The following is a 19,078-nucleotide window of genomic DNA, read 5'->3' as shown; positions in this document are numbered from 1 at the left end:
GCCCGCCTGAGGCCCGCATCAAGCCCGCGGGGCAAGCAGCAGGTTGGTGATCCGGAGAGTGCACAGCCGCTGCCCGGCGTCGTTGGTGATCAGCACTTCGTGCGTGGTCAGGGTGCTGCCGAGGTGAATGGGGGTGGCCGTGATGGTGATGAGGCCGCTTCTGGTGGACCGGTGGTGCGTGGCGGAGACGTCCACACCGACGGCGGTCTTGCCCAGTGTGCTGGCATGGATCACCGCCGCCCATGATCCCACGGCCTCGCCCACCGCCAGGGAGGCGCCGCCGTGCAGGAGGCCGAACGACTGGCGGTTCCCCTCCACCGGCATGGTCGCCACGACGCGCTCGACGGACTCCTCGACGATCTTCACGCCCATCTTCTCGTCGAGCTCGCCGAGGGTGATCTTCCACAGTTCCCCGGGCGTGTGGGTGGCCGTTAGTTCTGCGTCGCGGGCTTCGGGCGTCACGTGCTCTCCTCGGTTGGGGTTCATTCGCGTCGGTTCCCGCCGTGGCCGGCGGGAAATCACCACTAGTGTGCAGCGGGGCACATTCATGTACTGTAGACATATTACCGAACGGACGGTCAGTAATGTTCTGGCCGGATCAGATTTGTCCCCCGTTGGAAGGACCCGTCAACGATGACCACCACCGCCACTGCCCCCGAGGCCACCCTGGACACCGTGGAAACCGTCCCCAGTTTCGTGCAGGATTCCTGGTGGACTCCCGACGCCGGCTCGGCGGCTTCCGCCGTCGCTGTCCGGGACGCGAGCACGGGGGAGATCCTGGCGAAGGTTAGCACCGACGGCCTGGACCTGGCCGCCGTCGTGGACTACGGCCGCACCACAGGCCAAACGGAACTCGGCAAGCTGACCTTCCACCAGCGTGCCCTCAAGCTCAAGGAGCTGGCGCAGTACCTGAACGCGCGCCGCGAGCACTTCTATGCCTTCTCTGCGCAGACCGGCGCCACCAAGATCGACTCGATGATCGACATCGACGGCGGCATCGGCGTGCTGTTCACGTTCGGCTCCAAGGGCCGGCGCGAGCTGCCCAACGCCCAGGTGGTGGTGGACGGGCCCATGGAGGTGCTGTCCAAGGACGGTTCCTTTGCCGGCGAGCACATCTACACCCGCATCCCCGGCGTCGCCGTGCAGATCAACGCCTTCAACTTCCCGGTCTGGGGCATGCTGGAGAAGCTCGCTCCCGCCTTCATCGCCGGTGTTCCCACCATCGTCAAGCCGGCCACCCCCACGGGCTACGTTGCCGCGGCCGTGGTCAAGGCCATCATCGAATCCAACATCCTGCCCAAGGGCTCGCTGCAGCTGATTTCGGGCTCTGTCCGGGGGCTGCTGGACGTGCTGGACTACCGCGACCTTGTAGCCTTCACCGGTTCGGCATCCACCGCGCAGTCCCTGAAGTCGCACCCCAATGTGGTGCTGGGCGGCGTGCGGTTCACCTCCGAGACCGACTCATTGAACGCCGCCATCCTGGGCCCGGACGCCGTCGAGGGCACGCCGGAGTTCGACGCGTTCATCAAGTCCGTGGTCACCGAGATCACGGTCAAGGCCGGCCAGAAGTGCACCGCGGTCCGCCGCGCCATCGTTCCGCAGGACCTGGTGCCCGCCGTCGTTTCCGCCATCGGCGCCCGGGTGGAACAGCGCGTAGTGCTGGGCGATCCCCGGGCCGAGGGCGTCACCATGGGTGCGCTCGCCTCCCTTGAGCAGCTCGCCGATGTCCGGGCTGCCGTGCAGTCCATGCTCGACGCCGGCGGCGAGCTTGCGTACGGAACCCTTGATTCGCCGTCGGTCACCCGGGCGGACGGCGCCAAGGGCGTCGTCGAAGGCGGTGCCTTCATGTCCCCCGTGGTGCTCAGCTGGGCCGACGCCGAAGCCGAGCCGGTCCACTCGCTGGAGGCGTTCGGCCCGGTGTCGTCGGTGATCGGGTACAAGGACATTCCCGACGCCGTCCGGCTCGCCGCCCGCGGCGGCGGTTCGCTGGTGGCGTCGGTCTGCACGAACGACCCGTCCGTGGCGCGGGAACTGGTCACGGGGATCGCGGCCCACCACGGCCGCGTGCTCATGCTGAACCGTGAGGACGCGCGATCGTCCACCGGCCATGGTTCGCCCGTCCCGCACCTGGTCCACGGCGGGCCGGGACGTGCCGGCGGCGGCGAAGAACTTGGCGGCATCCGCTCGGTGATGCACCACATGCAGCGCACCGCCATCCAGGGCTCGCCCAACATGCTGACCGCCGTGACCGGGATCTGGCACACGGGTGCCGACCGCAACTTCACAGTGGAAACCGAGGGCACCCACCCGTTCCGTAAGTCGCTGGAATCCCTGCGGATCGGCGACGCCGTCCGCTCCGACCTGCGCCAAGTCACCCTCGAGGACATCACCGCCTTCGCCAACTCCACCGGCGACACGTTCTACGCCCACACCAACCAGGAAGCCGCGGAAGCCAACCCGTTCTTCCCGGGCATTGTGGCGCACGGCTACCTGCTGCTCGCGTGGGGCGCCGGGCTGTTCGTGGAGCCTGCCCCGGGGCCGGTCCTGGCCAACTACGGGCTGGAGAACCTGCGCTTCATCACCCCTGTGGCTGCGGGCGACTCCATCCGGGTGACGCTGACGGCCAAGAAGATTACCCCGCGCGAGACCGACGAGTACGGCGAGGTGGCCTGGGACGCCGTCCTGACCAACCAGAACGACGAAATCGTGGCCACCTACGACGTCCTCACTCTCGTGGAGAAGTAGCCCCGCCCCTGCCGGGTCTTTCCGGATGCGTCCTCAGGTCTTGCCGGGTTTTTCCCGACGCTTCCTCAGCACGGCCCGGCAGAGTGGAATTTCCCCTGATCTTTCGGGGTTGCCCGGGCGTAAAATGACCCCCGTAGGAGGTGGCGAAATGACCCTAGCACTTAGAACAGCCACAACCATCCTGCCTGTCGATGATCCGGACCGCGCCCGCGGATTTTACGCGGAAACGTTGGGCCTCCCACACCGCGGCAAGGCTGAAGATGGAAGCGATTTATTCGGCAACGCTGACGGCCCCATGCTGCAGCTGATGCCTGTCAAAGACGGAAAGCATTCCGAGCACACCACATTGAGTTTCGAGGTCACGGACATCGAACGGACCGTCCAGGACATGGAGTCCAGGGGCGTTCGGTTCCAGGACTATGACCTCCCTGATCTGAAGACCGATCACCACATCTGTTCAACCGAGGCCGAGAAATGCGCCTGGTTCATGGATACCGAAAACAACATCCTCTGCATTCACGAAAGGCTTGGAACGCAGGCTGAGTATCAGCTCTGATCCGTCCCACTCTGATCCGTCCCACGGCCGGATGTTCCCAAACCCTTCCTCACCTAGGTGAGGGAGGGTTTGGTTTTGGCCGGCGAGAGGTGAGGGAGCGTTAGGACCAGGGGGTTAACGGATGCTCCTGCTGCTCGCCGTCCACGAACACGTCGGCCCGCTCGTTGAAGAAACAGACCAGCCCGTGGATCTGCCGCGCGTCGATGAACCGCGAGTCGTAGGCCCAGGCGATGTTCTTGCCCTTGGCAGACTCCGGGTAGCTCCAGTACCTGGCCTCGCCCTTATAAGGGCAGACGGTCCTGCGCGGGCTGGTCTCGAGCAGGTCAAGCCGGACGTCCTCGGGCGGTATGTAGTACCGGACGGGGAGCAGTGTCTCGTACAGCAGGTGGGCTCCGACGGTATCGGCCAGCACCACGCCGTCGAGCTTCACTGCGATGTGCCGCAGCGTGGCGCGGATGTCCACGCGGTGGAACGGGTCCCGGGGGTGCCCGATGATCTCCTCGTGGTCCTCGAGCCAGTGGAACGCGCCGAAATCCAGCACGACGTAGCCCGCCAGATCCGGATCCGAGGGCCGGAACGCCGCCCGGGGCACGCTGAAGGCGGATGCCACGACGTCGAGCTCCTCGCCCGCCGCAGTGTGCCGCCGGAACCCGGTCCGCGGGTCCAGCGCCGGCGGGGCGTCGGCCATCAGCCGGACGGGATACTCGTCCGGACCGGCGTCCCCTTCTGCTGCGGGCGGCTCGAGCCGTGCCAGCAGATCCTTCTCGGGAACGGCGTACACGGGAGTGACGCGCTTCGGTTCCCAGACCAGGAGCGCTTCCTGGGTATCGACGACGGGACTCCCGTCGATTCCCGCCCTGATCCTCTTGGGTGTGGGCTGGTACCGGAGATCAGGAAAGGCGCCGAACAGAAGTTCCGACAGTTTCGTGGCCATGCATTCAGGGTGGGCATCAGTATGCCCGGGCGTCAACGCCTAATTTCCAGCCTGTCAGGGTTTCGCGTGCAGGCCGTCGAACGCCATGCTGATGACGTCGTCGGCCAGCTTTTCCGGCGAGAGGGAACCGCCCGGCTTGTACCACTCGACGATTGAGTTGATCGTCCCGAACAGGAGACGGGTGACGGTGCGGGGGTCGATGTCCTGGCGCAGCGATCCCTCGTCGCGGGCAGCCGAGATCAGTTCCGCCACCTTGTGGTCGAAGGCGCGGCGGCGTTCCATGGCGTTGCGTTCGATGTCCGTGTTGCCGCGCAGCCGCAGCAGCAGCGTGACGAAAGGCAGACGTTCCACCAGCACGGCGATGGTCTGGCGCAGCACGAACTCCAGCCGTGCGTCGGCCGCCCCCGAGGTGGCCCCCGGCTGGTCCAGAATGGCCTCCAGGCCGCCGAGCGCGTGGTCGAGGGCGAGCTTGAGCAGGTCGCCCTTGGACGGCACATGATGGTAGATCGCCGACTTGGAGATGCCGAGGTTCTCCGCCAAAATGCCCATGGATGTGGCATCGTAGCCGTGGCGGTTGAAGACGTCGACGGCGATCAGCAGCACGGACTGCTGGTCGTAGCCGGGACGGCCGCGCTTGGTGGGGGCTGCTGGGCTGGCTGCTGTACTGGGCATACGGGCTATTTTCTCATGAACGTTCGGTAATTACGGCACGCGCGAAAACACAAAGCACCATAGCCGGGCCTGCTCGGGCGGCCCGGCTGCTAACACCGTCGGCAGACCGCCCATTCGGAGGGTCTGCGCGGCCGGCCATCAGCCTTTCCCCAAGGTCCGACCCCCACAGTTTCGCCAGGGGAATCAGTGCGGCAAAGCTGACCATCGGGACAAGGAGGTCCCCGTGGTCAGTGTTCGGTCTCAGAACCACACATTGGGATGACGACCGGGGCAATGGAATTGGCATGTGCCCCATGCCAAGGAGGCACTGAGCATGTCTGAAGAATCTGCAAACACCAACGGGCTGAGGCGCCGCACGCTGTTTCGCCTGGGCGCGGCCGGGGGAGCGGGAGCGGCGCTCGCAGCCGCACACACCTGGGCCGGTCCGCTGCTCGCCCAAAGGGGGCTGCTTTCGCCCGACGGCGCCTTCGCCGCGACGTCAACGGCGCTTAGCGACACCGTGTTCTACATTGAAAAGTACCCCACAAGCCCGCTGATCCTGACGCCGTTCAGGGACCCGCTGCCGATCCCCAAGGCGCTGGCCCCGGTGCCGAAATCAGTGGTGGATACGTGGAGCAACCCGCCAGGACCCGGACCGGGCCAGCAGAACTCGCTGCGCAACGAACAGCACCAGCTCTGGCCCAGCCGGATCGGCTACCCGGACCCGATCGTCTACAAGATCAACGTGCTGGTCCGGGCCCACGCGTTCACAACGTCCCAGGTGCTGCCCATTGACGACGAGGGCGAACCCACGGAATCCTTCGACGCGAACCGCAGGAAGTATCCCGCAGGCACCAGACGCACGCTTCCGCTGAGCACCATCTATGCGTTCAATGGCACCTTCCCCGGGCCCATGATCAATGCCGAGTACGGCAGGCCCGTCCTGGTCCGGTTCGAGAACCATCTGGATGAGAATCCGCTGAACCTGGACCGCCAGGACTTCGGCTCGCCCGACTGGTCCTTCCTGACCCACCTGCACAACGGCCATACCGCGCCGGAAAGTGACGGAAACCCGCATTACTCAATGGTGGCCGGGCCAAAGCGCCCGGGCTTCCTGCCGAAGATGTTCGTCGACAACCTGTACCTGAACTGGCCTGCCGGCGGCGACGACCGGGAAAAGCAGAGCTTCTTCTGGTTCCACGATCACACGATGGACCACACCGGCTCGAACGTCTACAAGGGCCTGGTGGGCCTCTACCCCATCTACGATCCGAAGAACGGCATGGACATGGGCGACGAGCGGCAGGGGCTGCGGCTGCCCGGCGTCCGCACCAACAACCCCGATGGGTCTTTCGACGTCAAGTACGACATTCCGCTGGCCTTCTCCGACGTCCGCCTCGATGACGGGACCACCATCCACAAGGACATCCACGACGTGCAGGGCGAGTTCCCGGCCGCGAAGAACCCGGCCGAGCACCCGGAGTGGTGGGGCAAGACGTTCTACAAGCACTTCCCCAACCACGGCTTCGTCGGCGATATCTGCACGGTCAACGGCACGGCCTTCCCTGTGCTGGAGGTGAAGCGGCGCAAGTACCGATTCCGGTTCCTGGACGCCTCCGTCTCGCGGATCTACGAGTTCAGGCTGATGAGCTCGACGCTGGGCCCGAAGTCGTCGGCGTCGCTGGGCTACGTGGATGACGAGCTCCAGGGCCAGTACCGCGTCCCGGACGCCCAGCAGTGCATGCAGTTCACCCAGATCGCGTCCGACGGCGGGCTGCTGCCGTTCCCGATCAAGCGTGATTCCTTTGAACTGTGGCCCGCAAAGCGCCGCGAAGTCATCATCGATTTCACCCGGTACCAGGACGGCACGCCCACCACCAAGGGCGACGTCGTCTACCTGACCAACGTGATGAAGATGCCCAACGGCCGGATGTGGTCCAACTCGTCCCGCTTCTTCCCCGATCCCAAGTACAAGGTTCCGGTGCTCAAATTCGTGATCGGAGACAGCGCGCCGGACGACAGCCAGATCCCCACGGCACTCCGGCCGCTTCCGCCGCTGCCGGGCAACTGGCAGAGCATGATGGACAACCGGATGATCTTCGAAGTGAAGCGCGGCGCCCTGGGAGGGGAGACCGAGTGGCTCATCAACGGCAAGCCCTTCGACCCTGCGGCGGTGGCCGCTAGCCTGAGGAATCCCGCCGGACGCACACCCCTGGCCCAGCAGAGGAAGGGAAGCTTCAACCTGTGGGAGGTCCGCAACGGCGGCGGTGGCTGGGTGCATCCGTTCCACCTGCACATGGAGGAACACCGCACGGTCATGCGCAATGGCAAGGACGTGACCCGTGGAGGGGATCCGGGGCACCCCGACGACGTTTCGAAGGAAGACCTGGCCGCGCTTGATCCGGGCGAGTCGGTGATCCTCTACCGCGGGTTCCGGGACTTTGTGGGACCGTACGTGGCGCACTGCCATAACCTGGCCCACGAGGACCACGCCATGATGTTCGGCTGGTCGATCACGCCGTGACCTGCCGCTGAAGACGTGCGCCCGGAGGCTACCCCTTCGGGCGCATGTCGTAGATCCGGCGCAGCTTGCCGCTGGATCGCTCGAGCGAGCCGGGCTCCACCACGTCCACCGTGCATGAAGAACCCACGTGGATCTTGATCTGCTCCTGCAGGGTGCGGGCCGCCGTCGTGCTGTCCGCGGCGGTGACATTGTCACGGCGCTCGATCTTCACGGTCAGCTGGTCCATGCGCTGGCCCTCCGGCCGGGTGAGCACCAGCTGGAAGTGCGGGCTGAGCTCGGGGATACGCAGTGCGATTTCCTCGATCTGGGACGGGAAGAGGTTCACGCCGCGGAGGATGATCATGTCGTCGCTGCGGCCCGTGATGCGTCCCATCCGGCGGTGCGCCGGGCGGGCGGTGCCGGGGAGCAGCCGGGTGAGGTCCTTGGTGCGGTAGCGGATGATCGGCAGGGCTTCCTTGGTGAGCGAGGTGAACACCAGTTCGCCGTGCTCGCCGTCACCCAGTACGTTTTCCTTGCCCGGGTCGGGGTTAAAGGGGTCGATGATTTCCGGCCGGAAGTGGTCCTCCCAGATGTGGCTGCCGTCCTGGGTCTCCACGCATTCGCCGGCAACGCCCGGTCCCATGACTTCCGAGAGCCCGTAGATGTCGCAGGCCTTGATGTTCATGGTGACTTCAAGCTCGTGGCGCATCTCCTGCGTCCACGGTTCGGCGCCGAGCACTGCGTACTTCAGCGATGTGGAGGTGGGATCGATTCCCATGTGGGCCATGGCATCGGCGATGGTGAGCAGGTACGTGGGCGTGGCCAGGATGGCGTCCGGCTCGAAGTCCTGGATGAGCTGGATCTGGCGCTCGGTCTGCCCGCCGGACATCGGAATCACCGTGCAGCCCAGGGCTTCCGCGCCGGCATGGGCGCCCAGCCCGCCGGTGAAGAGGCCGTAGCCGTAGGCATTGTGGACCTTCATGCCAGGGCGGACACCGGAGGCACGGAGGCACCGGGCCACCAGTTTGGCCCAGTCGGCAAGGTCCTGCTTGGTGTAGCCGACGACGGTGGGCCGGCCCGTGGTGCCGGAGCTGGCGTGCACGCGGGCCACTTCGCTCTGCGGGACGGCGAACATGCCGAACGGGTACTCCTGGCGCAGGTCCTCCTTGGTGGTGAAGGGGAAGTTGCCAAGGTCGGCGAGTTCGCGCAGGTCCGAGGGGTGGATGCCGGCGTCGTCGAACTTGCGCTTGTAGAGCGGAACGCGGTCGTACGCGTACGTCACGGTGTGCTGGAGCCGGCTGAGCTGGAGCGCCTCGAGCTGGTCCCGGGACATGGTCTCCTCGGGGTCGAGGGCGGCGCCGGTGGGGTGCGCTCCGGTCTCGGTGGGCGCGGCGACAGCGGGTTCAGGGGCGTGGAGGGTCATGGTCTGCTTCCTACTTCTTGGAGATGGTACGGCTGCGTCCGCGGAACTCTGCAATGAGTTCCCCCGGCAGCTGGGCGCCGGGATCGGCAGCGAAGATCTGGATGTCGTAGAGGCCGCTGCGGCCCGCGCTGGAGCGGCGGTCGGCGACGGCGGTGATCACCTGGCCCTGGTAGGCCGGCTTGAGGAAGTTGATGTCGACGCCGGCAGCAACGGTGATGCTGTCGGGGTCGGCGGGCGACGCGGGGTTGCAGGCGAGGGCGAACGCGGAGTCTGCGAAGGCGAAGATCATTCCGCCGTGGGCCATGCCGAAGCCGTTGAGCATTTCCTGCCGGAGGGTCATCCGGATGGTTGCGTGGCCGTCGCTGAGGGTGAGGACTTCGATGCCCATCCATTCCGAGGCGTAGTCGTTCTCAAGGATGTGGTGGGCCACACCGGGGATTGCCGTTTCAGCCATGCGTCGTTGCCTCCAGCTTTATTTACCGAATGTTCATTAGGTAATCCCATGGGAGGGGTTCATGTCAAGGGTGCGGGCCAGCCGGAGGGGCCCGGCGACGGCGATGACCACCAGCGCGGCCAGGACATGCAGGAGCGCCACAGTCCACCAGAGCGTGAGGTAGTCAGGCCCCAGCAGGGCGGGAAAGACCAGGGCGCCGGAGGTGTTGAACGCGGCGTGGAAGACCATGCAGATGGGAACGCTGCCGCTGCTGTTGTAGAGCCAGCCCAGCAGCACGGACTGCGCCAGGACCATGAGCAGGAACGGAAGCGGCGGGCGCTGCCCGGTGGGATCGGACAGCAGCTCCGGCAGGTGCCACGCCGCCCACACCAGCCCAAGGAGCAGTGCTGCGGAAAGGGCCGGGCGGTCCCGCTGCAGGAGCGGAAGGGCGTAGCCGCGCCAGCCCAGTTCCTCGAAGAGGCCGACGGTCACCAGCGTGAACGCGAAGGTGCCCAGCAGCATGAACCAGCCCGGGTTGGGTCCGAGCTCCGGGGCGGGCGCACCGCCGGAGACCGTGAGTCCGGTCGACAGCGTCACCAGAAGGCAGGGCAATCCCGCGGCGGCCAAATACCAGCGGCCGGCCACGCGCCACCGGGCCAGTTGCCGGAGCAGCTGCAGCAGCTCGGCCTTGCCGCCTGCGAGAAAGGCGGTGATGGCCGCGGCCAGGGCAGGCCCGAACGGTATCAGCGGCGAGCTGTTCGGGTTGAGGAGGGTCAGCGGCCACACCAGCCAGGAAATGGCGAACGCCAGGGCGAAGAACACCGCGAGCCGATGGGCGGCGGGCCATGAAGCGCGGCCAGCGGGGTTCATCGGGACCACCATCGTTCAGGACGTTGCAGCACAGGCGGCCGCTGTCCGGTACGTTGCTGCGGATGGGGCGGTCCCGGGGCGCTGGCCCACTCCGGGTCCGGGACGGCGAATGTGCGCCGACGTGGCAATCAACACCATTGTCTGCTCCCGGAAGCGCGGCAACAAGTGAAAGTATGGGGGAGGGCGCGCTTTGGCGCGTCCCGTCAGTAATCCGGCACGTCCAATGCAGCACGTTCCACGCAGGAGCTTCCAACCAGAGGACAGATCATGGCCAAAGGGATATATGTCAGTGCGACCACCCCGGGATCGGGGAAGTCGCTCATAGCGCTGGGCCTGGCGGACACACTCCACCGGCACGCGGACCGGATCGGATTCTTCAAACCCGTGGTGCACGGCGACGACTCCGGCGCGGACCCGATGGTGGCGCTCATGAAGTCCCGCTTCGACCTGGACGACCAGCGCTGCCGCGGCGGGCTGACATTCACCGAGGTCCGCGGCCTGCTCGCGGAAGGCCGGCGCGAGGACATCGACTCCCGCTGCGTGGAGATCTTCGCCGAGATGGGCCGGCACTGCGACGTGATCATCGTGGAGGGGACGGACCTCACCGGCCACGACGCCGCCGTCGAATTCGACCTCAACGCCCGACTGGCCAACAACCTGGCCGCGCCCATCGTCGCTGTGGTGGGCGCCAAGGGGCGCAGCGTGGCGGAGGCCGCGGCCGCCGTCGACGTCGCCCGCAAGGAACTGGCCGCCGAGAAGTGCTCGCTCCTGGCCATGATGGTGAACCGGGCGGACCCGGAGGATGTGGACGCGATCATCGCCGCCGTGAAGCCGGGCGCGTCCGGCCGGCCGGTGTACGTTTTCCCGGAACTGGAAGACATCGCCCGGCCCACCACGGGCGAGGTGGGCACGGCGCTGGCGCTGCGGCAGATCGCCGGCCGCGCGGACATGGAGCGGGACGTCCGTGACGTCAAGGTCGCCGCCATGAATGTTGGCAACTTCCTGAACGTGCTCGACGACGGCGCGCTGGTGATCGTGCCCGGTGACCGGGCGGATGTGATGGTGGCGTGCCTGGCGTCGTCGTTCTCGCCCGAGTTCCCGGTCCCGTCCGGGCTGATCCTCACCGGTGGCCTGGCCCCGGACGCGAACATCTATCCGCTGCTGGCCTCCGCGCCGTTCCCGGTGTTCGCCACGGAAGATGACACTTACACCACGGCCCGGCGCGTGTCCGAGGTCCGCAGCGAAATCTGGAGCGGCCACCGGCGCAAGGTGGCCTCCGCGCTGGGACTGTGGTCCCGGCAGGTGGACGAGGCCGAGATGCTCGAGCGCCTGCACCTGCCCCGCGCCGAGCGGATGACGCCGCTGCGGTTCCTGCACGACCTCATCGAGCGGGCCCGCGCCCAGCGCCGCCACATCGTGCTGCCGGAGGGCAAGGACATACGGATCCTGAAGGCCGCCGAAATCCTGCACCGCCGGGACGTCTGCGACCTGACGCTGCTGGGCCGGGAAGCCGACGTCCGGGAGCTCGCCGCCAGCCGCGGCATCGACCTCGCCGGCATCAACATCGTGGACCCCGCCACCTCTGAGCTGCGCCAGGACTTCGCCGCCAGGTACGCCGAGCTCCGGGCGCACAAGGGCGTTGACCTGGCCCGGGCACTGGAGGTCATGCAGGACGAAAGCTACTTCGGCACCATGATGGTCCAGCTGGGCGTGGTGGACGGCATGGTCTCCGGCGCCGCGCACACCACCGCCCACACCATCCGCCCCGCCCTGGAGTTCGTGAAGACCCGGCAGGGCGTGAAGATCGTCTCCTCGGTGTTCCTGATGCTCATGCCGGACCGCGTGCTGGTCTACGGCGACTGCGCGGTAAACCCGGACCCCAACGTGGAGCAGCTCGCGGACATCGCCCTGGCCTCGGCCGAAACCGCTTCCCAGTTCGGGGTGGAGCCCCGGGTGGCCATGCTGTCTTACTCCACCGGCGGCTCCGGCTCGGGCGAGGCCGTGGAGGAAGTCCGGCAGGCCACTGACCTGGTCAGGGAACGCCGCCCTGATCTCGCCGTCGAGGGCCCCATCCAGTACGACGCCGCCGTGGACGCCTCCATCGCCGAGTCCAAGATGCCAGGCTCGTCCGTCGCCGGCCAGGCGACGGTGTTCATCTTCCCGGACCTGAACACCGGCAACAACACGTACAAGGCGGTGCAGCAGAGCTCCGGAGCGGTCGCCGTCGGGCCCGTCCTGCAGGGGCTGCGCAAACCCGTCAACGACCTCTCCCGCGGCTGCACCGTGGAAGACATCGTGAACACGGTGGCCATCACCGCGATCCAGGCACAGAGCCTGACCGTCCCTCCGGAAACCCCCAACGCCCCAGAACCGTCCGCCGTTTCAGCAGCCAAGGCTTAGGAGGCCCCATGCTCGTGCTCGTCATCAACTCCGGCTCGTCCTCGCTCAAGTACCAGGTGCGCGACATCGCCGAAGGCAGTGTCCTCACCGAAGGCCTGATCGAGCGGATCGGCGTGTCCAACGGGGGCCAGGGCGACGGCGAGGTGGTGGGCCCGGCGGACCACGCCGAAGCACTTGAACAGGTGGGCGCGGCCATCCATGAGGTGCTGGGGGACCGGCAGCTGGACGCGGTGGGGCACCGGGTGGTGCACGGTGGCGAGCGGTTCGGCGAGCCCGTGCTGATCGACAACGAGATCACCCGCGCCATCGAACGGCTCAACCCGCTGGCGCCGCTGCACAATCCCGCGAACGTGCTGGGCATCCGCGCCATCACGAAGAAGTGGCCGGACATGCCGCAGGTGGCGGTGTTCGATACCGCCTTCCACCGCAGCCTCCCCGAGCACGCCTGGCGCTACGCCGTTCCCGACGAGCTCTACACCAACCACGGGATCCGCCGGTACGGCTTCCACGGGACCTCGCACGAATACGTCACCAACCGTGCCGCCGCGCTGCTGGATATCCCGGTGGAGGAGTTCGACGGCGTGATCGCCCACCTCGGCAACGGCGCCTCCGTTACGGCGATCCGGGGCGGCAAGTCCGTGGACACGTCGATGGGCTTCACGCCGCTGGAGGGCCTGGTCATGGGCACACGCTCCGGTGACCTGGACCCGTCCATCCTGGTGTTCCTGGCCCGCACCGGCTGGAATGCCGAGGACCTCGATTCGATGCTCAACCGCGAGTCCGGGCTCAAGGGGCTCGCCGGCAACAACGACATGCGCTCTGTGGTGGAGGCGGCCGAGTCCGGTGACTCGCGCGCGGCCACCGCACTGGCGGTCACGTCCTACCGGCTGGCAAAGTACATCGGCGGCTACCACGTGGCGGTTGGCGGGGCGAAGGCGCTGGTCTTCACGGCCGGGATCGGCGAGAACTCGCACCAGTTCCGCGCTTTGGTGGGGGAGAAGCTGGGCGCGCTGGGCATAGAGCTCGACGCCGGGCTGAACAGTGAGCGGTCCAAGGAACCCCGCGTGATTTCCACCAACGCATCCGCCATCCCAGTGCTGGTGGTACCCACGGACGAGGAGCGCGCCATCGCCGAGGCAACAGCCGCCGCCGTCGCCGCTGGTTGAGCTAAGGGGCGGCTGGGGAGCGAAACCACGCCGTATTGCCAGATATGGCCGCCTGTCGACGGGTTCAGGCGGCCCTTTTTGGTACATCGTCGACGTGGAGCGTTCGCCGGAGCCCGTGCTCTCGGCAGGCTCGATTAGCGGGGGCAGGCTCGATCAGCGGGCCTGGCTCGATCAGCGGGCCTTAGCCGGGCCAGATGTCCTGCCAGGCGAGGCGTTCGGTAAACTCGGCTGCCGGGAGCGGGCGGCTGAAGTAGTAGCCCTGCCCGCTGATGCAGCCGGTGTTCCGCAGGTGCTCGGCCTGCTCCGCGTTTTCCACGCCCTCCCACACGGCCTCGAGCCCGCAAGCCCGGATGAGCTGCAGGATGGCCGCGATCAGTGCAGGCTGCGCGGGGTCGCTGCCGAGGGCCGTGAGCAACGTCCGGTCCACCTTGACGCGGTCCACGGGCAGGCGCCGCAGGTAGCTGATGGACGAGTACCCGGTGCCGAAGTCGTCGATCTCCAGGCCCACCCCGAGCTTCCGCAGGGAGGCGAGCGTGTACCGGTCGAGCTCGTTGCCCTTGATGATGTCGCTCTCCGTCAGCTCCAGCACCAGGAGGGCAGGCTCGAGATCCGCGGCGGTGAGCGCATCCCGGACGTCCTCGATGAACTGAAGCCGCTGCAGGTCCGCGGCCGAGACGTTGATGCGCATGTCAAAGTTGTGGCGGCCGGTCTCCGGGGAACTCCGCCAGCGCCGGAGCTGCTCCACGGAGTTCTTGAGCACCCAGTTGCCGAGCTCCGAGATAAGTCCCGTCTCCTCGGCGATGGGAATGAATTCGTCCGGCATGATCAGGCCGCGTTTGGGGTGGTTCCAGCGGACCAGGGCCTCCACGCCCTCGATTTTTCCTGAGGCAAGCTCGATGACCGGCTGGTAGTACAGCACCAGCTGGTCGGTGGCGATGGCCTCGCGCAGTTCCCCGACCAGCTGGTTGCGGAGCTGCCGGGCGTGAAGCATGGCCGGCTCGAACACCCGCAGCTTGTTGCGGGCGTCGGCCTTGGAGGCGTACATCGCGATGTCCGCCTCCATGAGCAGTTCCTCGGACGTCTCGCCGGGATCGGCAATCCTCAGGCCCAGGCTCGCACCGCAGCGGATGGTTTTGCCGTCCACTTCCAGTGTCCCGTTCAGGGAGTCCAGGATCCGGTTCCCGACGGCGGCAGCCTTGGCCGGCGTCGTGGCAGGCAGCAGGACGGCGAACTCGTCACCGCCCAGCCGGGCCACCATGTCGCCGTCGCGCACGCACGAACGGATCCGTGCCCCCACAGTGGCCAGCACCTTGTCACCCATGGAGTGGCCCAGGGAATCGTTGACGCTCTTAAAGGCATCGAGGTCCAGCAGCAGCAGGGCCGGCGGCAGCCCGCCGTCGGCCGCCTCCGCCTGGGCATCGTTGACGGCGCTGACCAGCGCCGACCGGTTGTAGAGGCCTGTCAGGGCGTCCATGAGCGCCATCTGCTGCAGCTCTTTGTGTGCCGCATTGAGCATCCGTGTGCGCGACTCCACGCGCTCCTCGAGCTCCTGGTAAATGATCTGCAGGTCCTCGGCGAGCAGGTTGGTGCCCATGATCACCGCATCCAGCTCGTCCCGGGCCTCGGATATCTCGATGCGCGAGTGGAGTTCCCCCGCCGCCAGCCGGACGATGCCGTCGAGCAGCTTCCCGAGCCGGGGATCGTCGTTAGAGAACGTCGTCAAGGCGGCTCAACCAGTCCAGGGCGTCGTTTTCGGCGGTGAAGTATTGGGCCGGCACGGAGTTGAATTCTCCGCCCAGCAGAAAGTGCCCCAGCAGCCTGTCCACGGGGGATTCACCCAGGATCGCCCAGGCGGACACCGAGGGGATCGCCGCGTAGGCTGCCCGCGCCGCGCGGTTTACGGACCTTACCCCGGTCAGTTCAAGCACGACGGCGACCCTCCGGTTCCCGGCCAGCTCACCAATGCGGCTGTACAGTTGGGCGGTTGCGGTCTCATTAAGATCGGCGCCGCGCGGCAGTACGGCTTTGACAGCGAGGTCGTGCAGCCTGGTGCAGGCAACGCCGGGCGCGGGCGCCGGGCGCGTCGGGACCTCCGGCTGCAGCGGTGCGGCACCGGGAAACACTGTCGCTTCTGGCATTACCCCCCCCTGGAGAAATTGCTGATGGCGCCGGTCCGAAGGCTCCGCTGAGGCGATGAAACCACGGACGGTGGCGCTACGCTCCGGTGCAGCAGCTGTATCGAACAGCGTAGCGGCCTCGTCAAGCATCTGCAGTGATTCCGCTTCGTGTCCCTGCGCCATCAGCGCCCTGCCCAGGATGAAGGTGGCCTCCGCCGCGGTCTGGGTGGCGAGGATGGGGAATTTGCTGCGCAGCGGAGTCAGGAGGCTGATCGCCGTCCCCATGTCCCCGGTGAGGTAGTACCAGTGGGCGCGGACCAGGGACATCTCCAGGATGTCCCGTTCGCTGCCGCCCACCACCTCGGTGGCGAGCTCGGCGCGCTCGATGCAGCGCAGCGTTGCGGCGTCACCCAGCTTGGCCTGCAGGCGCATTTCCGCGGAGGCACGGTTGAAGCGTGCCCACAGGTCGACGTCCTGCGAGGGGGAGAGCTTGCCGGCGGCGAGGTCGTGGTAGTGGCCGCCTTCATTGACCCGGTTGCTGAGGAATGCCACGTTGCCGATCACCCAGTAGGCCTTGCCTGCCGTGTCCTCGTCCACGTGGTCGGTGAGCAGCGACTCCAGGTCCAGGCACTCCTGCCAGGCGTCCTCGTGCCGGCCGCTTTCCGCGAGGGCGGCGATCAGGGCCTGCTGGGCCTGGATGTGCAGGTAGACGTTTTCGAAGTCGCCCGCCACCAGCCGGGCGGCGGTGGTAGCGGCATCCACCGCTTCGGGGAGCCGGCCAAGGCCCTGCAGTGAATGTGCCAGCAGAATTGCTGCCCGGGCGCCCAGATCGGGGGCAGAGTTGGCAACGGGATGGGCAGCCAGTTCGACGGCGAGTTGTTGGCACTCCTGGATGGATCCCTGGTCCCGCAGGCATTCGGCCTGCAGCAGGACCATCTTCCACCAGCGCAGCTCGTCCCCGGCCTCCTGGGCCAGCTCGGCGGCGTGCCCGGCCTCGGCATATCCAGCGGCGTAGTCCCGCCGTTTCCAGCTTTCGCGCGCAGCCAACTCCGCGATCACGAACGGTGACAAATCGCGCTGCATAGGCATGCTCCCAATTATCCATAATCCTGCGCACGGTCGGCCGCGGAGGAGGACTGAACTCCGCTTGTTACGGCAATTGCAAGTCGCCTGCGGAGAAACATGGCAAAACCTGCGGAATTGACAGGAAATGACTTGACCAAACCTTGATCCAGTGACCGTATACTGTCGCCCGTAATGTGTAATACGGTTCACAGCTACAAACGACGAAAGGGACAGCGGATGAAGAAACTTGCCGCAACACTTGTTATGACCGGCATCCTTGCAGTGGCAGGTTTCGCTGCTCCTGCAAACGCGGCCCCGAAGGACAAGGACACCACCACGTCCTCCACTTCCAAGAGCGAAGTCAATTACGCCACCATCGGTTGGTGGCCCAACTAAGGTTGGCAGCAGTCATTCAGAGTTACGAAAACCGTCCCGGACCTGCTGGTCCGGGACGGTTTTTGTTTTGGGGTTGAGATGGGCGACGCCGGTCAGTCGGTTTGGGGCGCGCCTGCCGCTTCGTCGCCGTCGGCCCCGTCGTCGTCCGTTTCATCGGCCTGGGGGCCGTCGACCGGGAGGTGCACCGAGACGGTGGTCCCCTCGCCCAGCACGGAGGACAGCTCCAGTGAACCGCCGTGGCGACGGACGATGTCGTGGGCAATGGCCAGGCCCAGTCCGCTGCCCGGGATGGCCGCAGAGGAGGCGTTGGACGCCCGGTAGAAGCGGGTGAACACCTGGGCGATTTCCTGCTCCGGAATTCCGACTCCGGTGTCCATGACGTCCACGACGGCGCAGGGGCCGCCGGCCTCGGAAGCGGCGGTCATGAAGCTGATGCTGATCCGGCCCCCCTTCGGGGTGAACTTGATGGCGTTGGCCACGATGTTGGTGAAAACCTGCTCCAGTTGGGCCTCGTCGGCCTGGACCTTCACGTCCTCATGCGAGTCGGCGCCCGTGATGGTGACGTTCCGCGAATCGGCGAGCGGGCGCAGTGCGGCCACCACGATCCGCAGGACCTGGCCAAGCTCCACCTGCTTGAGGTTCAGGTTGCCGGAGGCGTCCTGCTGGGAGACGGTGAGCATGTCCTCGATCAGCCTGCGGAGGCGGTCGGAGTTCCGCGAGATGACGTCCATCATGGACAGAATGCCCGGCGGAACGGGGCCGCCCGCCCCGTCGCGGATCATGTCGAGGTAGGCGGTAATGGAGGTGAGTGGCGTGCGGAGCTCGTGGTTGACGGTGGCGAGGAAGTCCGTTTTGGCCTTGTCCAGTTCCCGCAACTGCTGCAGCACCTGCAGCTGGGCGCTGATCAGGTGGCCCTGGATGAGGCTGTGCGCGAGGTTGCCGGCCACGTGCTGGATGAGGGCGATCTCGGCCCTGGACCAGTCGCGCGGCTTCTCCAGCTGCGCGATCCAGATGATCCCCAATGCCGATTCGCCTTCTCCCACCGGCAAGGCAACCGAGGCCCGGACGGAGCCCAGACCGGACCATTCCCGCAGGTCCTCGGCCAGCGCGGCGGACTGGTCCGTCTGGTGATCCGGAACCGCCAGCGCCTCGGCGGCGGACCACAGCGAGGTGGTTTGCTCCCTGGCCTCGTCCTCGAACGCACCAAGGGTGTCCGGCAGCTTGGCATGGCCGGGCAGGGACCACTGGGCACTGATCCGGGGCACCCGCGAATCCTGGAAGGTGGTGAACCAGACGTGGTCCACGCCCAGGGATTCACCGAAGCCGCGGACCAGGTGGCCGGCCATTTGCTGGGGGCTGTTGGTGCCGCGGATGGCGGCGGAGACGTTGCGTAGGCTTTCGCGCAGGAACTCGGCTTCGGCCCGGATGCGGCGGCGTTCCCTCGCCCGTCCTATCAGGGTCTCCACCCGGTGGGTCAGTTCCCGGGGAGCCGCATCGCGGGAGATGTAATCGGCGATGCCCCAGGGCTCAAGCCGGGCAAGGTCGAAGTCACCTGCGAGGTCAACCAGGAGCAGCACCGGCGTGCCCTCCCACCGGTAGCCGTCCGTCAGCTCTGCATCAAGAAGTACGACGGCGGCGCGGTTGCCCTCCAGCTCCTCGGCGAGGGATCCGGCGTCGGACGCCTTCCGGACGCTGAAACCCGCATCGTTGAGGACAGACGCTACGGCGTCCAGGCGGGCGTCATCGGTGAGCGCGACCACTGCCTCGTGACGTGCGGAGTGGAACTCCGCCGGTGCCTGGACCATGTGCCCCCTGTGTT

Annotated in this window: 15 protein-coding genes; 6 read left to right on the top strand and 9 right to left on the bottom strand. The window is 66.8% G+C overall.

Features of this window, described 5'->3' with window-relative positions:
• Positions 1 to 18: 18 nt before the first annotated feature.
• Positions 19 to 372 carry a PaaI family thioesterase gene (locus tag ARGLB_RS00465; protein WP_245531445.1) on the bottom strand — a complete coding sequence of 118 codons (354 nt, stop codon included), beginning with the start codon at positions 370 to 372 and terminating at the stop codon, positions 19 to 21.
• Between the two features lie 261 nt (positions 373 to 633).
• Here ARGLB_RS00465 and paaZ point away from each other — a divergent pair, with 261 nt between their 5' ends.
• The gene (gene paaZ, locus ARGLB_RS00460) at positions 634 to 2,745 is read left to right on the top strand and encodes a phenylacetic acid degradation bifunctional protein PaaZ (protein WP_003797666.1); all 2,112 of its coding nucleotides are present in this window, start codon (positions 634 to 636) and stop codon (positions 2,743 to 2,745) included.
• A 148-nt stretch (positions 2,746 to 2,893) separates the two neighbouring features.
• On the top strand, positions 2,894 to 3,301 hold the full coding sequence (locus ARGLB_RS00455) for a VOC family protein (protein WP_003797663.1): 408 nt from the start codon (positions 2,894 to 2,896) through the stop codon (positions 3,299 to 3,301).
• A 100-nt stretch (positions 3,302 to 3,401) separates the two neighbouring features.
• On the opposite strand, the gene ARGLB_RS00450 is transcribed toward ARGLB_RS00455, so the two are convergent.
• Both ARGLB_RS00450 and ARGLB_RS00445 read right to left on the bottom strand, forming a co-directional pair.
• Positions 3,402 to 4,235: a DUF427 domain-containing protein gene (locus ARGLB_RS00450; RefSeq protein ID WP_003797661.1), complete on the bottom strand. Its 834-nt coding sequence runs from the start codon at positions 4,233 to 4,235 to the stop codon at positions 3,402 to 3,404.
• Between the two features lie 54 nt (positions 4,236 to 4,289).
• On the bottom strand, positions 4,290 to 4,907 hold the full coding sequence (locus ARGLB_RS00445; protein WP_003797660.1) for a TetR/AcrR family transcriptional regulator: 618 nt from the start codon (positions 4,905 to 4,907) through the stop codon (positions 4,290 to 4,292).
• A gap of 313 nt (positions 4,908 to 5,220) precedes the next feature.
• On the opposite strand from ARGLB_RS00445, the gene ARGLB_RS00440 reads away from it, so the two are divergent.
• Positions 5,221 to 7,410: a multicopper oxidase family protein gene (locus ARGLB_RS00440; protein ID WP_043417592.1), complete on the top strand. Its 2,190-nt coding sequence runs from the start codon at positions 5,221 to 5,223 to the stop codon at positions 7,408 to 7,410.
• A 28-nt stretch (positions 7,411 to 7,438) separates the two neighbouring features.
• Here the strand turns inward: ARGLB_RS00440 and paaK are convergent, their stop codons facing one another.
• From paaK to ARGLB_RS22320, 3 genes are read right to left on the bottom strand one after another with little or no spacing between them, the layout of a single operon-like run.
• Positions 7,439 to 8,812, bottom strand: a complete 1,374-nt coding sequence (gene paaK / locus ARGLB_RS00435) for a phenylacetate--CoA ligase PaaK (protein ID WP_003797656.1) — start codon at positions 8,810 to 8,812, stop codon at positions 7,439 to 7,441.
• A 10-nt stretch (positions 8,813 to 8,822) separates the two neighbouring features.
• On the bottom strand, positions 8,823 to 9,266 hold the full coding sequence (paaI, locus tag ARGLB_RS00430; RefSeq protein ID WP_003797654.1) for a hydroxyphenylacetyl-CoA thioesterase PaaI: 444 nt from the start codon (positions 9,264 to 9,266) through the stop codon (positions 8,823 to 8,825).
• A 36-nt stretch (positions 9,267 to 9,302) separates the two neighbouring features.
• Positions 9,303 to 10,115, bottom strand: coding sequence for a CPBP family intramembrane glutamic endopeptidase (locus ARGLB_RS22320; protein WP_175304928.1), 813 nt, complete (start codon positions 10,113 to 10,115; stop codon positions 9,303 to 9,305).
• Between the two features lie 267 nt (positions 10,116 to 10,382).
• Here ARGLB_RS22320 and pta point away from each other — a divergent pair, with 267 nt between their 5' ends.
• Entirely contained in the window at positions 10,383 to 12,515 is a 2,133-nt protein-coding gene (gene pta, locus ARGLB_RS00420; protein WP_003797650.1) for a phosphate acetyltransferase, read from the top strand.
• An 8-nt stretch (positions 12,516 to 12,523) separates the two neighbouring features.
• Entirely contained in the window at positions 12,524 to 13,681 is a 1,158-nt protein-coding gene (locus ARGLB_RS00415; protein WP_003797647.1) for an acetate kinase, read from the top strand.
• A 181-nt stretch (positions 13,682 to 13,862) separates the two neighbouring features.
• Here the strand turns inward: ARGLB_RS00415 and ARGLB_RS00410 are convergent, their stop codons facing one another.
• Both ARGLB_RS00410 and ARGLB_RS00405 read right to left on the bottom strand, forming a co-directional pair.
• Positions 13,863 to 15,404 (bottom strand): putative bifunctional diguanylate cyclase/phosphodiesterase, encoded by a 1,542-nt coding sequence (locus ARGLB_RS00410; RefSeq protein WP_003797646.1) that lies wholly within the window; start codon positions 15,402 to 15,404, stop codon positions 13,863 to 13,865.
• Complete coding sequence (locus ARGLB_RS00405) at positions 15,388 to 16,887, bottom strand: DUF7793 family protein (protein WP_245531440.1); 1,500 nt, start codon at positions 16,885 to 16,887, stop codon at positions 15,388 to 15,390. The genes ARGLB_RS00410 and ARGLB_RS00405 overlap by 17 nt, the downstream gene beginning before the upstream one ends.
• 213 nt (positions 16,888 to 17,100) lie before the next feature.
• Between ARGLB_RS00405 and ARGLB_RS23455 the strand changes: the two genes are divergently transcribed.
• Complete coding sequence (locus tag ARGLB_RS23455; RefSeq protein ID WP_003797641.1) at positions 17,101 to 17,259, top strand: hypothetical protein; 159 nt, start codon at positions 17,101 to 17,103, stop codon at positions 17,257 to 17,259.
• A 92-nt stretch (positions 17,260 to 17,351) separates the two neighbouring features.
• Here the strand turns inward: ARGLB_RS23455 and ARGLB_RS00400 are convergent, their stop codons facing one another.
• Positions 17,352 to 19,064: an ATP-binding response regulator gene (locus tag ARGLB_RS00400; protein ID WP_003797639.1), complete on the bottom strand. Its 1,713-nt coding sequence runs from the start codon at positions 19,062 to 19,064 to the stop codon at positions 17,352 to 17,354.
• Positions 19,065 to 19,078: the final 14 nt, after the last annotated feature.

This window comes from Arthrobacter globiformis NBRC 12137 (assembly GCF_000238915.1).
Lineage (GTDB): Bacteria > Actinomycetota > Actinomycetes > Actinomycetales > Micrococcaceae > Arthrobacter > Arthrobacter globiformis.
The sequence above is the reverse complement of the archived record's forward strand: the minus strand, read 5'-3'. Positions and strand labels throughout refer to the sequence as shown.

What these genes read in the sequence shown, in the direction of transcription:
- ARGLB_RS00465 (WP_245531445.1), bottom strand. Translation starts at nt 372, where the DNA reads ATGGGCGTGAAGATCGTCGAGGAGTCCGTCGAGCGCGTCGTGGCGACC.
- paaZ (WP_003797666.1), top strand. Translation starts at nt 634, where the DNA reads ATGACCACCACCGCCACTGCCCCCGAGGCCACCCTGGACACCGTGGAA.
- ARGLB_RS00455 (WP_003797663.1), top strand. Translation starts at nt 2,894, where the DNA reads ATGACCCTAGCACTTAGAACAGCCACAACCATCCTGCCTGTCGATGAT.
- ARGLB_RS00450 (WP_003797661.1), bottom strand. Translation starts at nt 4,235, where the DNA reads ATGGCCACGAAACTGTCGGAACTTCTGTTCGGCGCCTTTCCTGATCTC.
- ARGLB_RS00445 (WP_003797660.1), bottom strand. Translation starts at nt 4,907, where the DNA reads ATGCCCAGTACAGCAGCCAGCCCAGCAGCCCCCACCAAGCGCGGCCGT.
- ARGLB_RS00440 (WP_043417592.1), top strand. Translation starts at nt 5,221, where the DNA reads ATGTCTGAAGAATCTGCAAACACCAACGGGCTGAGGCGCCGCACGCTG.
- paaK (WP_003797656.1), bottom strand. Translation starts at nt 8,812, where the DNA reads ATGACCCTCCACGCCCCTGAACCCGCTGTCGCCGCGCCCACCGAGACC.
- paaI (WP_003797654.1), bottom strand. Translation starts at nt 9,266, where the DNA reads ATGGCTGAAACGGCAATCCCCGGTGTGGCCCACCACATCCTTGAGAAC.
- ARGLB_RS22320 (WP_175304928.1), bottom strand. Translation starts at nt 10,115, where the DNA reads ATGAACCCCGCTGGCCGCGCTTCATGGCCCGCCGCCCATCGGCTCGCG.
- pta (WP_003797650.1), top strand. Translation starts at nt 10,383, where the DNA reads ATGGCCAAAGGGATATATGTCAGTGCGACCACCCCGGGATCGGGGAAG.
- ARGLB_RS00415 (WP_003797647.1), top strand. Translation starts at nt 12,524, where the DNA reads ATGCTCGTGCTCGTCATCAACTCCGGCTCGTCCTCGCTCAAGTACCAG.
- ARGLB_RS00405 (WP_245531440.1), bottom strand. Translation starts at nt 16,887, where the DNA reads ATGCCTATGCAGCGCGATTTGTCACCGTTCGTGATCGCGGAGTTGGCT.
- ARGLB_RS23455 (WP_003797641.1), top strand. Translation starts at nt 17,101, where the DNA reads ATGAAGAAACTTGCCGCAACACTTGTTATGACCGGCATCCTTGCAGTG.
- ARGLB_RS00400 (WP_003797639.1), bottom strand. Translation starts at nt 19,064, where the DNA reads ATGGTCCAGGCACCGGCGGAGTTCCACTCCGCACGTCACGAGGCAGTG.